The organism is Dyella nitratireducens (assembly GCF_014642835.1).
GTDB classification, from domain to species: Bacteria; Pseudomonadota; Gammaproteobacteria; order Xanthomonadales; family Rhodanobacteraceae; genus Dyella_B; species Dyella_B nitratireducens.
This window is the reverse complement of the sequence record NZ_BMJA01000002.1, coordinates 1,289,463-1,305,690: the sequence shown is the minus strand read 5'-3', so window position 1 is coordinate 1,305,690 and position 16,228 is coordinate 1,289,463. Positions and strand designations below refer to the sequence as shown.

The following is a 16,228-nucleotide window of genomic DNA, read 5'->3' as shown; positions in this document are numbered from 1 at the left end:
GCGGCATGTGGTGATGTGCGCGGTCATTCCCGACAGCGAGCCTATGCGGATGCAAGTCGATGGAACGTGAGAACGTTTACGTAGCTATTTTCAACGGATGAGTCTGCTTGCTACGCACGGATCAGCATGTGTCGAGATAGTGTCGTGATCGGTCCCCTCTCTTATGGGCGACAGGAGGGAGCTAGGGTGAAGCGAATCTCACCAAGCAATTTCGCTCACTTTGCCTATACCGAGGAATGGAAGTCTTGAATCCGATGGCAGCGAGCAGGGCGGTCGCCGCCGAACCAGGCGCCGCCCTCCATCATCGGTCGTTCGTTGCTGTCGAGTATCAGTCTTCAAGCACGCCAAGATCGATGGAGTTCGCCATCGCCTGGTATCCAACGTCGTTGGGATGCAAATGATCACCACTGTCGTAAGCGGGCAATAGCGCGGTGGGATTGGACGGATCTCGCACGACCTGGTCGAAATCGAGTACGCCGTCGGCGCCGTTCGCCGAGCGCACGAAGGCGTTCACGGCCTCGCGCTTCATTTCCCCTGCGGCGTCGTAGTACGAGGCGCCGTTGTAAGGGGTTATTGTTCCCAGGTAAATCTTGATCCCGTTTGCTTTCGCCTGAGCGATGGTCGCTTGCATGGCCGCGATGATCTGATCGGCGGAAACATTTTGCTGCGGAATTTGCTCGCCGATGCCGATGTCGTTGACGCCCAGCAGGATCATGACGTGGGTGGCGCCCGAAACACCGACGACATCGTGGGCGAATCGCGTCACACCGGCAGGGCCGACGCCGTCGTAGATCCAGCGATTGCCGGCGATGGCGGCATTGACCACGCTTACGCGGCCCAGGTCTTCAGCATCGGACTGCACGCGATTGTCGAGGTCGTTGGGCCAGCGGTGGTTGGCATTGATGGTCGAACCATATCCGTCGGTGATCGAGTCGCCGAACGCGACGACCACCTTGTACGGATGTGCCCACAGGTCGGTGCCGCTGTCAGAGGAGTCGACTGTGGATGCGTCAACCTCGCTGAGCCAGTAGTACATGGTAGTTGCCGTGGCATTGGCCATCATCGCGGCGCCGGCCTGGTCGCCCGGTGATAGGTAATTGGTTTGCATGCCTATCGTGTGGGTGGTGACGACGGGCGTGTTCTGCGGCACGTACAGGCTGATTGCCAGATCCGATTGCGTCGGCACCTGCAAATAGACCGGGTCGCTCCATCGTTCTTCGCCGGGCGCGAGCGTTACGGTGCCTTCGCCAGCGAATTGCAGCGCATGATCCGTGGCGGGGTCGATGCCGCCGTTGCCCGTGCTGCGTGCAATGTGGGCTTCGGCGAACGTGACAGGTGTGGTTCCGAAGAAATTGGACAGCTTGACGCGGAGCAGACTGCCGCCATGCGATGTGTGGACAATCTGACGTACCGACTGGTTCGAGATGGCGAGAGGCGGAACGGTGACGCCAGGGAAAAGGATGTTGTAGTTCTGCGGCGCTGCATACCAGGTTGCGAACCACGGCGGTTGAACACAGGCTGCCGACAAAAGCACAACCAACGCCATGACGGCGGTGATTCTTCCGAGTAAATAAAAGGTGCGAGTGCCTCTCTGGAATACGCGGTTGCTCATAACCATTTCTCCTTGGTGGTGGCTTGCACGTGTGTTACTGAGGGCGTTTCGACTTGGGGCAGGCAAAAGCTGTCAAGCCGCCCGTGCGGGCGGACACGCGAAAACGTTCTTGAGTACGTGTGGGGAGCGGGCGTTCTATCGCCAGTCGTATGGCGAATTCGTTATGAAAGCTGATGTCAAGGCATTAACCGGGCGTCTGGATTTCAATGGCAGCGACGCAACGATAACTCACGCATTGAAATCGCAAATCATTGCTTTACAACCACTGGGGACGCCGCATCGTCATAACATCGGCTTCGACTAGAAAGGTCCAATTGACCAAAAAATCGCAAAGCCAATCGAACGTGCTGAGTGCCTGCTCGTAAAGCAGATTGATCACTCATGAAAATTGCGATCTGGCGATTCCCCACTGCCGTCCGGGGAAATATCACTAACACTCGCCGCCATGCTTGATAGTTCGTCGTCCCGGCGAAAGCCGGGACCCAGTGACTTGAAGAGCGTCAAAGTCACTGGACCCCGGCTTTCGCCGGGGCGACGAATCGGGAGCGTTGAATTTGCCAGCAAAAAATGTCTTGCGGCGAGATGCTGACGCTCTTTTGGCTTACTGCTCATTTTCCCCGGACAGCAGTGGGTGATTCCCGTGACAGTCCACAGCATTGGCGCGAGTGATCGTGGACTACTGCCAAGTGCGCGTTGCCCTGGTTCGACGTCAAGTCCTCCCTTGTGCTGTCGCCAACATTGGGGAACCTGTTTCAGCCCGTGGCCAGCGGCAACTCCTTCGCCAGCTCGATCAGTGCGCGCAGCCGTGCAGGCACAAAACGGCGGCCCGGGTAATAAAGCCTCAAGCCGCCGAAGGGTTGGCACCACGGCACCAGCACGGGCACCAGTGTGCCGACCTGCAGTTCCTCCGCGATGAACCATTCGGAAACAAAGCCGATGCCCAATCCGAGCAACACCGCCCGCTTGATCGCGGCAAGCTCATTGAGTGCCATGCGCACCGGCAGGTCCATCTGCAGCTTGCGGCCGTTCTTCTCCAGTTCCCAGCGGTAGATGCCACCGTGCGACATGTTCATGCCGATGCTCTCGTGCTTGAGCAAGTCGCGCGGATGCCTGGGCGTGCCGTGGCGTTCGAGATAGTCGGGCGTCGCCACCACCAACATGCGCAGGTCGCGTGAGAGTGGAACGGCGATCATGTCCTGCGGCACCGATTCGGCAAGGCGGATGCCGGCGTCGAAGCCTTCCGCCACGATGTCGATCATGCGCGACTCGCTCACCAGGTCGATGCGCACCTCGGGGTAGCGTTGCGCGTAGGGGCCGAACAGAGGTTCCAGCAGCAACGACGCCGCGCCCTGCGGCGCATTGATCCGCAGCGTGCCGCTGGGCGTGTCGGGGCCGCTGCCGGCTTCCTCACCGGCACTGTGGATTTCGGCGAGTGCCGGGGCGATTCGCTCTACGTAGCGCCGCCCCGCGTCGGTGAGTGCCACGCTGCGCGTCGAGCGATTGAACAGGCGCACCTTGAGGCGTGCCTCCAGTCCCGCCACGGCGCCGCTCACCGCCGTGGTCGACATGCCCAGCTCCTGCGCCGCGCCGCGAAAGCTGTGGCGACGCGCGACGGCAAGGATCACTTCGAGTTCGGTCATTCCCGTGCGATGCATGGATTGTCCTGATATTCGGAATATGCCATTCACTATAAATCGGATTATCAGAACAATGATCCCTCCCTAGACTGCGTTGTGCAACGCCCCCAAGTGCCGGCTCTCCCAGCTTGGCGGGGCACCTTCACCTTCCCAGAGGACATCGACATGCAACGTATCGAACACATCTACATCAACGGCGAATTCGTCGTGCCGCACGGCCAGGAATGGTTCGACCTGCACAACCCCAGCACCGAGGAAGTCATCGGCCAGGTTCGGCTGGGCGACGAGCAGGACGCGCAGCGCGCGATCGCGGCGGCGAAGGCGGCGTTTCCCGCATGGTCGCGCACCACGCGCGAGGAGCGCATCGATGCGCTTCAGCGCATGCATAAAGCCATCGCGGCGCGCGAGGATGCGCTGATGGAAGCCGTCGTCACCGAATACGGCGCGCCGCACGCGCGTGGTCGCTGGATGGCGACCTATCCGGCCGACGTCATCATGCAGGCCATTGAAGCGCTGCGATCCTTCGAGTTCGAGGAACAAGTCGGCAGCGCGCGGGTGATCCTGACGCCAGTCGGCGTAGCTGGCCTGATCACGCCGTGGAATAGCGATGCAGGCTTTATCTGCAACAAGTTGGCGACGGCGCTGGCGGCCGGCTGCACCGCTGTCATCAAGCCCAGCGAAATGAGTGCGATGCAGACGCAGGTCGTCATCGAGGCATTGCACGAAGCGGGCCTTCCCAAAGGTGTGTTCAACATCGTCAATGGCCGCGGCGATGTGGTTGGCGAAACCATCGCGCGCCATCCCGACGTCGCCAAGATCTCGTTCACCGGTTCCTCTGCGGTTGGCCAGCATCTGGTCAGTACCGGTGCCGAGACGATGAAGCGCGTGACATTGGAGCTGGGCGGCAAGTCGCCGACCGTGGTGCTCGACGACGCGGACTTCGCCGCCATCATGCCGCTAGTGCTGCAGGCGGGGTTCGCGAACAGTGGCCAAGCCTGTATCGCAGGCACACGCATCCTGGTGCCGCGGCAGCGGCTGAAGGAATTCGAGCAGGTCGCGAAGGTGGCTGTCGCACAGGTCAAGTCCGGCGATCCGCGTGATGCGACGACCGACATCGGTCCGATGGTCAGCGCGAAGCAGTGGGAACGCGTACAGAGCTACATCCGACTTGGCATCGAGGAGGGCGCGCAAGTACTCGCCGGCGGCGAGGGTCGACCCGATGGCCTGCACGTTGGCTGGTTCGTGAAGCCGACGATCTTCACCGGCGCGAACAACCGCATGCGCATCGCGCGTGAGGAAATCTTCGGCCCCGTACTCACGATTATTCCCTACGACAGCGAGGCCGATGCCATCGCCATTGCCAATGACACACGCTACGGCCTCAGTGCCGTCGTACTAGGTAAAAACCTCGAACGGTGCGAGCGCGTGGCACGCCAGATCGACTCCGGCCGCGTACTCGTCAACACGCTCGCCCACGAACCACGCGCACCGTTCGGTGGTTTCAAGCATTCCGGGCTTGGCCGCGAGATGGGGCGATGGGGCATGAGCGCGTACCTGGAGCCGAAGACCTTGCTGATGGCGGCGGGGTAATCTCACCGATCCGTCCTGGTGCTCACGTTATTCCTGACGCGTTTTATTGCGGCCTAGCCAAGGTCTATTAAATTACCTCGGCGTCATTCCGGCGAAGGCCGAGGAGCTTTACAACAGCGAAGCTGGTCAATCCATGCTTCGTATTGGCGATGGATTCCGGCCTTCGCCGGAATGACGCTGAGGTAAACAGGGTATTGCATCAAGTTCCGGACACTAAAAAATAGTGACGTTGATATTCCAGTAGATGCAATGCGATATGGGTTTGAGCAGACGCGCGCCTAGCCATTAATTCAAGCTGGCGCCTTTTCTTTTGTTTCCGGTGCGAACATTGGGGCCGCCCGGAGGCGAAGGTAGGCTGATTCGTTTCTTCCTCACTCGCGTCATGCCATTTCACGCTGAATACACGCAATCGCGTCGTTAATACGCAAAGCCCCGAGCCGGATACGTGCGCTCGGGACGGTGGGGGATATTCAGCTACGCGCCATTCGGTACCGGTCGGTCTTTGCCGTTCTCTCCGGTCGCCTCCATTTTCGTTCGCAACACTGCATCCCAGCTAATTTTCAGGAGACTTGTGCAATGGAAAAAAACATCTTCAATGGTGCTATCGGCGCCTGGATCGATTCCGAGCTGCATCCTGCAGGGGCGACATCGCCCTCTTCACCTAACAGCAATTTTGTTTCAATGCGGCTCAATGGTGTTTATAAGACGCTGGATTATTTGTGCATCGCATGGTACGGCGTCGATATGACCAATCCACAGCAACCAACAATCAGCACGGGAAACGCTGGTTTGCAGATGATAGTTGCCGATGCAAAATCTCAAAATCCAAGCATTAAATTGTTTGCAACACTCGCCTGGACAGATCAGATTTTTCAGGATCTTCAAACGATTATTGGAAACCCTGCGACGCTGGCAGCCTTCGCATCCAATATCGCCAGCTACCTTGGCAATAACCACATGGATGGATTTGATATCGACTGGGAGTACCCGATCAGCAATCTGACGCCGGCGCAATGTGCTGCCTGGTTGAATGCGTTAAGGAAAGCCTTTGGTGCTACTTACTTTATCAGCATCTCTCCCGCAACCACATCGGGACTCGACTCAAATGCTGTAAATAGCAATTGCGACATCATCAACCTGCAAACCTATTCTGGTTTTACTTCCGCAAGAGATTTTGTCGACATTGGCATCCATCCATCTCTTCTCGGTTTCGGTGCCAAGTTCGAGAGCAAAGGAGGCGGAGATCCGAATCCTTATGAAAACGCTTATCAGGCATACAGAAAATACATGGCGGGGTTTACGGCCAAGGGAGCCCACTATCCTTACAAAACCACTTGCACTTGGCGATTGGATTCAGGGAACTGGTCGTTTGAGCAAGGTCAGCAAATGCTATACCGTCTCTATATTAAAGGGGGTCCGGTTTCGGTGCCCTTCGACGACGGCGCCATTGTTAGCGCCCAGACGACAGCTACGCTGATGCAAAATATCGCTGTGCGCACTGGCGAAGTGGTTGATGCGATACAGACGAGCAATCAAAACAACGACGGGACGTATGTCGTGGAGATGTTGGAGCACGGAGGCGTCACTGTCCCTACGCAGTCCTCCATCAGCTTGCCTGATGGCCTGAAGCAGTTCAAATACGTTACGGGATATTGGTACGGCAATCATGTCATCGTGCAAATCACGATAAACAACACCAGTTATCCGAGATCGATCAGTCCTTCTGTTTCTGGAACGCAAGAAACTAGCATTTCTGCACCTTCCGGTAAAACAATCGTTGCATTCAGCGGCACCACGCAAAAGGTGTTGCTTGCTGGCGGTGGTTACACTTGGGTGCTTTCTTCAATTGAAGCTGTTTTTGGCTAACGAAGTCTGTATTTTTGCCAGCCCATTCAACGCTAGCGATTCGTCGCCCCGGCGAACGCCGGGGCCCAGTGTCTTTGACGATCTGCAAGTCGCTGGGTCCCGGCTTTCGCCGGGACGACGAGCCTTTTAGCCATGTCGCTAGAACAAGCAACACTTTCCCCGGACAGCACTGGGCGAAGGCCGGAATGACGCTGAGGTAAAAATGCTAAGTATTGGCCACGAAAAAGTCCTTCCTTGAATAGCTCGAAAACGTGGGAGGAAACCTCAGGCGATGCGCACTCGCAAGTCTTCCAAGGCTCCGTCGAGCGACACGCCTGCACGCTCCTCGACAAGAAAGACCATCTCGATGAGATCCATGGAGTCGACATTGAGCGATTCGAACGTGGTAGCGGGCGCAACTTGCGCCACCGGCAAGTCGAAATAATCTGCGATAAGTGCGCGCTATGGATCGCTCAAGGCGTCGCCGGATGTTGCCATGGTTGATCGACCGTTCTTCGTGACAGAGATATCTATAGGAATATAGATGGTTTATCCAATTGCATTGCAATGACGTTGCACTTTTTTTTCGAATGATATTTTCGTGTGTTATTCCGATCATCGAGTGACGCATGACGTCATCACGCCAGCTTCACGCCATTGGGGTCTCACTTATAAAAGGGGGGGAAGTCGAAATCCAGGTTTAATTCCCCGAGCAGTCGAGTCGAGACGCCACATCGAGCGCAGCTTTGCGCCGGGCGGGCGTGGGGTCAGGTACGGCCAACGTATTGAGCGAATTTTCAATCCGAAAACGCTACTGAGCGAGGGAAAGTCATGGATACGATTTTGCAGCTTGGAAAGACTGCAAACCTGTTTTTTGGATATCGTCCGGTATGGGTTCCTGCAGCAGATTCATTGCCTTTTTTCGCGCCGCCTACCGCAGCGGTTGCGCCAGTTACGGTTACGCCGGTCAAGGCGCCATTTCCGGAATGGAGCGCCACGCCGACCATTACGATTCATGAGTCGGCCGACAGTCTGTTGAATACGCTCTATGCGTATCAGGTCGCGCCCATGTCGGGCGATCCCTCCGGTATCGACGTGCCGAGCGGACCGTTGGCGCTTGACGACGCGGACCACACCGCAGCACTCGCCGCCCTCGGCACTTTTCTTGGCCTCGATTTTTCGCAGGATCGCGGCTACATGCTGGTGACGATGACGCGTCCGGACTCGAGCTGCACGCATCCGTTCAGCGCGAGCCCATCGTATTTACACCGCTCCGATTACCTTACGCCGGAAGCAAAGGCGATCATCGACGCGCTCCCGCCGGCCGTTGCACCGAAAACAGGCTCTGTGCTTTACGACTCGAAGATCAGCAAGCCGGACGCGGATCAATACGTGGCGGCGCTGTACCAGCTTGGAAGCCACTTCATCAGCGAGGTGTCCAGCGGCGACATGTTGCTTCAGGTATTCGCCTACGATGCCACGCATTTCGAGTCGATTCGCAGCAGCTTCAAGTCTGATGCGACCGTCCAGCCGGATGGCAGCAAGGCCGTAGTCGGCCCGTTGGCCACGGCATGGGCGTTCATGACGTCGCCGGCATCCGGGCGCGGCTACGTTGCGGCGTATGGCGCACTGCGCTGCCTCAGTCGCGACCCCTTGCTGGATGCTGCCATCGCCAAGGGTGAGTGGAGCAGCCTTTATCTGCCAACCGGCAAGGCCAGTATTTTTGCCGCCGCCAATACGTACAAGCTGATGTTGCCGCTGGTGTTGAATGTGCCGATCGCATTCACGCTGACGCCGATCGCCGACCTGATCGCCAACCCGCTGGTTTCCGGCCCCTGGGATCGCATCGTCAAGGGCGGCCTGCTGCAGAAATACGGCGACAGCGTACTCATCCCGCAGACCCGGCAGATCGATTACGACTGGACCACGATATTCCCCGAGGCCGCCGACACCGGCGCCGGCAGCATCATCACCCCGACGATCGATCTGTATCAGGAGCGCATCGACCTGGCGAAGGTCAACCTGCTCGGCGGCAGCATCGTCGCCGAGAATTTCAGGATGCAATCGTTCACCTCATTCTCGCAGGTGCTGCACACGACCGCGGGCGTCAACTCGGACACCCTGACGTTGCCGAGTGACCAGATTACGCTGATCGCCCAGATCATCGACATGAGCCAGGCCGTGAAAACTCCCACGCTATCGATGAGCGTGGACGGCTTGGCCAATCTCACGGTGGTTTGCGAAGAGATGTACGGCGCGATGGTGTTCGAGGCCGAAGACACCGATACCTTGCAGCGCAAAGTGGCGATGGATGGCATTCTGTTTGCCACCGACAGCCAGCTCGATCCCAACAATGGGCGCGCCAGGATCTCGGTATGCGGCGTGCTTGCCGACAACATCGATCCGGCGTTGTTTGGGTCGTTGAAGCAGAGCATCCAGTTTTCGCTGGTGGCCGGTGAATCGCTATTGCATTCGCGCGGTCCCAATGCCGATACCGTGCGCGAACTGGAATGCACCTATCTGCGCTGGTTGGCCGGCCTGATTCCGGCGGATACCCACGATTTGGATTTGGCCGAGGCGCGTGCACGCGCCTTGTACCTGGCCAACAACGTCGCAACGATGGGCGGCGACATCATTTACGTGCCTTACGTCACCTACGACTCGTACAACAAGTTCGTTGGCGACATGATTGATCAGGCCAGGACGCTTACCGGGCAGATTTCCGAGTACCAGATCACCATCAACAACACCGTCAACAGTTTCAAGATCATGGATTCGATCGCGAACCTCAACGACAACGTCAAGCAGATCGGCGGCGTACTGACATCGTATTTCCAGGTGCTGGCCAGCGGGCGTGGTGCCATGGACGGTTATTACAACTCCGTGCTCAATCAGCTGAACAACCAGCAGGAGCAGACTGCCAAGGACATCCTGTCGCTCAGCAAGAAGCTGGCCGATCAGCAAGCGGTGATCAGCCATACAGGCAGCGACCAGGGCATCATCCAGCGGTTCCAGCAGGACTATTCGGACTATGCCCACGACCTGGTCGCCCAGTGTGTCGTATCCGCGGTGGAGGGCGTATTCAGTCTCGGTCTCGCCATGGCCGCCATCCCCGGTGAAGCGGAAGGCGGCGTGCTGAAGGCGCTCAAGTCCATCAAGGATGTGTACGACAAGCTGCAGGCGGTGATGAAGGTCTTGCAGAGCCTGTCGGCGGTAGAGAAGGCCGCCAACAACATCAAGAACCTCAACGACCTGTCCAAGGACATCAGCGCGGCGACCGCGGCCGGCACGCTGGATCTGCCCAGCCAGGTGGATTTGCAGGCGCTTGCCGAAAATGTGCGCGCGGCCCTGACCAATGTTCCCAACACCGGCAAGCTCAATCAGGACAAGGCCGATCTGATCGCTGCGGTCAACACACTGGTCAATATCGGCACGGCGTTGCTGGAAGCGCAAACGCGTGCCAGCCAGATCTCGATGCAGATCATCAACCAGAACCGCCTGAAGACCATCAACGGCGAGCAGCAGGGCAAGCTCGATGCACTGACCAGCATGCTGCATCTTGGCGATAGCAAAAGAGCGCCAGACATCAACAGCATCAACCTGATCGGCCTTACCGGACAACTTCAGTATCAGCTCAAACAGGTGTTGTCGGTGCTGGCAAGCACGCTGGAATTGCAGGATGGCGCGATCCAGTACGAATACTTCGGCCAGCCCACGCCAATCACCTCGTTCAGCCTGCTCAACCTGCAGACGGTGATCGCAACGCAGGACAACGCGATCATCACCGCGCTGCAGCGGCTGAATCCGCCGCCGCAGGAAGTTCCCAAGCCGATCACCATCCGCATACCCAATGTGCTGGCTTCGCGCGTATCCGGCAGCAACGTATTCCAGTTCCCGATCGCGCTGTGCGGCTCGGAGTTCTACAGCTACGACATGGTGCGTATCGATCGCGTGGTACCGCGCATCCTCGGCATCAAGAGCAGTGCGAGCGGCAACTACGAGGCGCGCCTGAGCTGTCAGGCCAAGCCGTTCCAGGACCGCGACTACAATCGAGACGCATACACATTCGCCACCTCGCGGCGCGAATTCGGGCCGTATGTGTACAACATCGCCACCGGCACTGCCGAGTTTGGTACCAACACGGGGACATTCGCCAAGCAGACGACGCACCTGACGCCGTTCTCGACCTGGGAAATCAGCCTGCCGTCCGATGTGCGCAACAACCAGGGCATCGAATTCGACAGTTTGTTTGTCACCATTGAAGTGGACTTCTACATCACCGCTCACTACGACGATCCGGCGCTGTTGCGCAGGCCGACGTTGCGCTCACCCATGCCGCAGTCGCTCAAGGCCATGGTAGGCCAGATAAATAGCGGCAGCGCGCCTACGCTGGCCAACCTGGAAGCGCAGATGTACCAGAACGAGGCGGTGCTGCAGAAGTGGGATGCGGTGTTCAATGTTTTGTCCGGCCCGGTCAACGCCTTCCTGTACCAGCAGTTCCAGCAATACGTGAAGCAGCTCAACCCCGGCAGTTCGGACAACCTGATGAAAGTCAGTGCGTACTACTGCGAAAACGTCCAGCAGGTGCACGGCTTCTGGTTCACCAATGTCACCAAGATGACCTTCAAGCTCAGCAACCCGTTGCTGCAGTTCGTGCCCGGAAATGATTCCGTTACCGTCGTCCAGAACATCCTGAGCGGCAGCGTCGTGGTCGGCACGCTCGGCGTGACCCAGAACGGCTTCGACCCCACCAAGTGCTACCTGGTCGATCAGGATGTCCATTTCACCGGCAGCAGCGGGCAAAGCACCTTGACCCTGTCCGTGCTCGGCGTGTTCGAGAACAACATGCAGGTCAAGCTTCGCTCCACTGGGCAGTTGCCGGCGCCTTTGCAGGCCGACACCGATTATTGGGTGGTCGGCTGGACCAGTACGGCGACCGTCACCAGCCTGCAGCTGGCAAACACGGCCGGTGGTGCGCCGATTGCGTTGACAAGTGCGGGCAGCGGTACGCATACGGTTTACGCGGATATCGAATGGGGCACGCCCAATAACGTCGACGTGTCGAAAAAGCCGTACGTCAATGGCAGTGTTGCGCTATCCAAGGTATCGGGCATCGTGACGCCGCCACCTGGGCAGGGTTCGTCGAGCGAAACGCATACGGTCGTGCTGGATTTCCCCGCCGGTGCATTCACGCTCAACCAGTTCGCAGTCGATCCGCCCAATTGGGATCCGAACCACCATGCGGTGCAGATATCCAATGCGTTGGCGAGCTACTACGCAACCAACGACATCAAATACCAGGTGCAGACGATCAACTACACCAATCTCAACCAGGATGTCGCGCTGCAGCCGTCCAAGTTCGTGCTGAACGCGCTGACAACCAATGCCGGCAACAACATCCTGCAGATCCTGATCGCCACGACGGGCGATGTGCAGCATGCGCATACCATCACGCTGAACGAGCCGGTCCCTTATGACCCGAGCAATCCGATCCCGGGCGTGAGCGATTTCTCGGTCAGCCTGATGATCAGCACCAAGCTGATGTTCGATCACATCTTCGTCAGCAGCTTCAATCAGGGCGGCACCAATCTGCAGGTCAAGGCGATCGATCCCGGCAAGGATTTCAAGGCGTGGAGTGCCGAGGTCAGCCAGGGTAGCGCGACCGGCAATGTGGACTTCAAGAATCCGTATACGATTCGCGGCACCCAGACCAATTTTCGCATTTCGTCCAGCGGCAATTCGTTGACGTGGGATTTGACCGGCCTGAAGTTTGAACGCTCACCAGCCGCCGGCCTGGTGATGAACTATACGAACGGTACCGCGAGCCCGCCGAGCGGTGGCACCAACGTCAATTTTGAGTACCAGCAGTATTACCCGCCGGTTTGCAGTCGAGGCGGATGCAGCCCGGGAGGCTGGGGTAATTGGCATGGTTCCAGTGCGACGGCGTACATCACCATGACCGGCGCTTATCCGCTGGAAGTCACCGGCACCGGCAGGGACCAGCTGGTGAAGTTCAGCACCGTCGAGCCGTCAGTGGACTTCTCCCAGTCGTCCGACCTGAAGCCCACCGGGCCTTGCGAATGCAACGACAACGATCTGAAGATCGCGTTGCTCAAGAGCCTGGGCGATTCGGTGCCCAAGACGCTCAAGCAGTACATGCAGCAAATCACCTTCAAGCCGATCTCGGTGTTTGCCTTGGAGAATCTGCTGTTCCCGGCCGAGCAACTGATCACCATGAAGCAGGCGCGCGTGCCCGGCGATTTGCTGGTGGTGGGCAGCTTCCTGCCGAACGTGCGCAAGAGTGCCTCCTCGTACAACGTGACCATCAGTGCATCGGCAGGCGCCAAAGGCGTATTCGGTACCACCGCGTTCCAGAACGGGCAGGGCACAGGGAGCGCGACCGTCACCGGCCTGCCGAAGCAATTCCAGTTCCAGTACGGTCCGATCAATCCGGCGCTGGGCGGCTTGGTCACCTACACCATTGACATCGAGGCTGGCACGGTAAGCCCGCCCTTGATGGTGGTGGTCGATCAGCCCGATCCGGATCACAACGCCGCCCAGGTGATCCTGCTGCCGCCCGGTTATGCGACAAGCTGAAACAACTGAGCGAACGATACGGAGGCCGGGCTGCGCGCGACCGCAAGGTCGCCGCGCGGAACCGGCGGTCGAATGTAGCAATGGCGCGTCCATCGCCAACCAAGCCAAGGAAACCTCATGAACACCACCAGCGCTGCCACCAAGGCGCAACTGTTTCAGGAGATGCACGCGAAGGGATCGGTATTGAATGGCTGGAGCGCCGTTCTGAACATCAGCGGCGATTACCTGGCGCGGCGCGTGCGCCGCCAATGGCCCACGGATCAGGCCGGAACGCACAGTGTCACCTTGCTCAGCGCGCAACCGTTGCCGCCCGGCCCAGGCGCCGCCAATGCGCTGCGCGGCGTTGGACAGATGACCTTCATTCTCGGCGAACCTGCGGTGAGCGTGGTGCATGGACGTTCGGCGCTCACCATCAGCCATCCGATACGGCAAGTGCTCGGCCGTTCGGGCAACGCTACGGCGATGCCGACTGCCGCCGACGCTGCGAGTGTCGCCTGGCACACCGACAGCGCGGTGAACGTGCCGGCGCATCCGGCGGCACGCGTGGATATCGAAGTGCCGCTGGTGGTTCGACCCGCCGGCAGCGGCGCGTCCGGCTTCGACATCGTGCTTGATGCCGCGGCTGCCTCTGCGACGGCACACCAACTGCCTGCTGCGGCGGGAGACGGCGGCGCCCTGGTTCAGCACCTGATGAATGCGCTAGGCGACAGCAACGGCACGCTGCTGGTAGCGACCGTTGATGGCAGTACCCAGGCTGATACGCCGGCGTTGCAACCACGTTCGCTCGCGCTGCTTACCGTGCGCACGCCCAGCGGGAACCAGGTGCTGCAGGTGCACTTCACCACCGGCGATACGCCCGCACCGACCGGCACCGGCGTGGATCTCGGCGAGCCGCTGCCGGTCGTCGACGGCGCGGACTGGTCACTGATGTTCAGCAGTCAAAAAGTATTCCAGGATGTCGTCGCGCCGGAATTCAATACGCTTTCGCAACATGTGAAACTGGCTGCCGCCGCTCCGGCAGGCGGCCGTGGCGCCTGGTTCCTGCAGACGCAGAATCGCATGTATTTCGCGGGCACCGTGGATTGGGGCAACGCCATGCCGCCGGTAAACCAGCAGGCGCAGATCGGCCTGAACTTCACCGGTTCGCCGAATGAGGGCCTGGTGGTATCCACCTATACCGACCCCGGCGCGAACGTCGACCTTCAGTTCGAGATCGCCCAGAACTACCGGGTGACATGCAGCGGCAACCCGGGCCAGCAATCGCTGAGCTTTGCTGGCACCCAGGCGACGGTGGCCGGCGCTGGCGTGGCCGAGAACACCTTCAAGCCTTATCTGGATCAAATCCTCAGCCAGGAAATCCGCAGCGATCTGGACGCGACATCGCTGGCCTCGCTGGCCGCTTTCGCGTTGCGCACCGTGCGCTTTCCCGGTGACGAGACGGTGATCGACGCGGTGCAGATCCCCGGCGACCTGGTCATGGTCGGCAATTTCGATCCTGACGCAAAGGCTTGAGCCAAAGGATTTCCGATGACCGCAAGCCCCGCGACCTTGAGCAATCTGCTGCAGCAGATGTATCAAAACAAAGAGGTGTTGCAAGGCTGGGATGCCGTGATGAACCTGCTGGAGAGTTCGGTCAACACGTTCTTCATGGCGCAATGGAACCAGCAGACCGGCCGGACCGGCCGATTGTCGATCGCCGTCATCTGGTGCGAAGGCGTACTGCCGTTGCCGCATGGCCAGGGGTATTACACCAACGTTACGCAGTTCAACGTCGAGCTGGGCGCACCGCTGTTTCAGTTCACCAGCGGCCGCAACGAAGTCACGGTGCGCCAGGATATCCTGCAGGGCGCATCGCGCCTGGGCACCATGGTGGTGCCGCAAAACTTCAACCCGGCCACCGCCAACCTCTCGCCCAACGATCCGCACGTGGAATGGGCCAATCCGCAACCGGTGGACATGTCGAAGCACCCGTACCTGTCCGGCACGGTAGCGCTGCAACAGGTACAGGGCATCGTCAACAACGCACAGTCGCTGGTGCTGTCATTTGCGCAGGGCGCGTTTACCTTGAATGCGTTGACCATCGTGGGAGTGGACAATGCCACGCTGGTCAACCAGCTCAAGAACTGGTTCGCGACGCACCAGATCCGTTATGTGCTGGCCTCCATTGATTTCCAGAGCCTTGCCGGCTCGCCCGGGCTGACGCCGCGATCGTTTCGTTTCAACGTGGTGACCACCAATGCCGGCAATACCATCGTGCAGTTGCTGATCACCACCAACGGCAGCACGCCGTCGAGCAATGTGATCAATGTCAACGAGCCGATCCCCACCGCCGACGGCCTGACCTGCACCTTGATGATCAGTTCGCGTGTGCTGTACCAGGACGTGTTGACGCATGGATTCAACAATCACGGTGGCGGCTTTTCGCTGATTCCGTTGCCGCCGAAAAACGGCTACAACGCATGGTATGCCACCATCAATCCGCAGATGCATTTCCAGGGCAGCTTCAGCTACGGCAATTGCTGCAATCGCCATGATGTGACTTACAGCGTGTATCTGGGCGGCGACTACACCGGCACGGCCACCGAAGGTTTCGCGCTGTCGCAGCAGATTCACACGCAGGGCAATGCGCTGGTCGACATCACCGTGTCGGCACGTTACGCGGTGGCGTTGTCCGGCAGCGGGCAAGGGCAGTCGATCAGGATCGTGCCGGGCACGCCGTCGGTGACGGTCAGCGGCGGTGCCGAAGGAGAGATGAAATCGCGTCTGCAGGACATTCTCAACAACGACATTCGCAACGCCATGGCGGGCGTGTCGTTTTCTCCGGTCACGTATTTCGCCTTGAAGAATCTGGTTTTTCCCGGCAACTTGATCAGCATGAGCCAAGTGCAGGTTCCAGCCGACCTGCTGATCGCCGGGCGTTTTTCGCCGGCCTGAGGCGTTATTCGCG

The 16,228-nt window shown here is 59.1% G+C and carries 9 protein-coding genes; 6 read left to right on the top strand and 3 right to left on the bottom strand.

Annotated features, from left to right (window positions below):
• Positions 1-328: 328 nt before the first annotated feature.
• Entirely contained in the window at positions 329-1,612 is a 1,284-nt protein-coding gene (locus IEX75_RS16485; protein WP_188795581.1) for an SGNH/GDSL hydrolase family protein, read from the bottom strand.
• Between the two features lie 163 nt (positions 1,613-1,775).
• Between IEX75_RS16485 and IEX75_RS16480 the strand changes: the two genes are divergently transcribed.
• Positions 1,776-1,916: a hypothetical protein gene (locus tag IEX75_RS16480; RefSeq protein ID WP_188795579.1), complete on the top strand. Its 141-nt coding sequence runs from the start codon at positions 1,776-1,778 to the stop codon at positions 1,914-1,916.
• Positions 1,917-2,364: 448 nt separating this feature from the next.
• Here IEX75_RS16480 and IEX75_RS16475 read toward each other — a convergent pair whose 3' ends face one another.
• The gene (locus IEX75_RS16475; RefSeq protein ID WP_188795577.1) at positions 2,365-3,267 is read right to left on the bottom strand and encodes a LysR family transcriptional regulator; all 903 of its coding nucleotides are present in this window, start codon (positions 3,265-3,267) and stop codon (positions 2,365-2,367) included.
• 147 nt (positions 3,268-3,414) lie between these two features.
• On the opposite strand from IEX75_RS16475, the gene IEX75_RS16470 reads away from it, so the two are divergent.
• Together IEX75_RS16470 and IEX75_RS16465 are read left to right on the top strand one after the other, a co-directional pair.
• Complete coding sequence (locus tag IEX75_RS16470; protein WP_188795575.1) at positions 3,415-4,839, top strand: aldehyde dehydrogenase family protein; 1,425 nt, start codon at positions 3,415-3,417, stop codon at positions 4,837-4,839.
• A gap of 576 nt (positions 4,840-5,415) precedes the next feature.
• Positions 5,416-6,705, top strand: coding sequence for a glycosyl hydrolase family 18 protein (locus tag IEX75_RS16465; RefSeq protein WP_188795573.1), 1,290 nt, complete (start codon positions 5,416-5,418; stop codon positions 6,703-6,705).
• 264 nt (positions 6,706-6,969) lie between these two features.
• Here IEX75_RS16465 and IEX75_RS16460 read toward each other — a convergent pair whose 3' ends face one another.
• A complete protein-coding gene (locus IEX75_RS16460; protein ID WP_268236490.1) occupies positions 6,970-7,137 on the bottom strand; it encodes a phosphopantetheine-binding protein in 168 nt (55 codons plus the stop codon).
• 378 nt (positions 7,138-7,515) lie between these two features.
• On the opposite strand from IEX75_RS16460, the gene IEX75_RS16455 reads away from it, so the two are divergent.
• From IEX75_RS16455 to IEX75_RS16445, 3 genes are all read left to right on the top strand, one after another.
• Positions 7,516-13,281 carry a hypothetical protein gene (locus tag IEX75_RS16455; protein ID WP_188795569.1) on the top strand — a complete coding sequence of 1,922 codons (5,766 nt, stop codon included), beginning with the start codon at positions 7,516-7,518 and terminating at the stop codon, positions 13,279-13,281.
• Between the two features lie 117 nt (positions 13,282-13,398).
• Entirely contained in the window at positions 13,399-14,793 is a 1,395-nt protein-coding gene (locus IEX75_RS16450; protein ID WP_188795567.1) for a hypothetical protein, read from the top strand.
• Positions 14,794-14,808: 15 nt separating this feature from the next.
• Entirely contained in the window at positions 14,809-16,215 is a 1,407-nt protein-coding gene (locus IEX75_RS16445) for a hypothetical protein (RefSeq protein WP_188795565.1), read from the top strand.
• Positions 16,216-16,228: the final 13 nt, after the last annotated feature.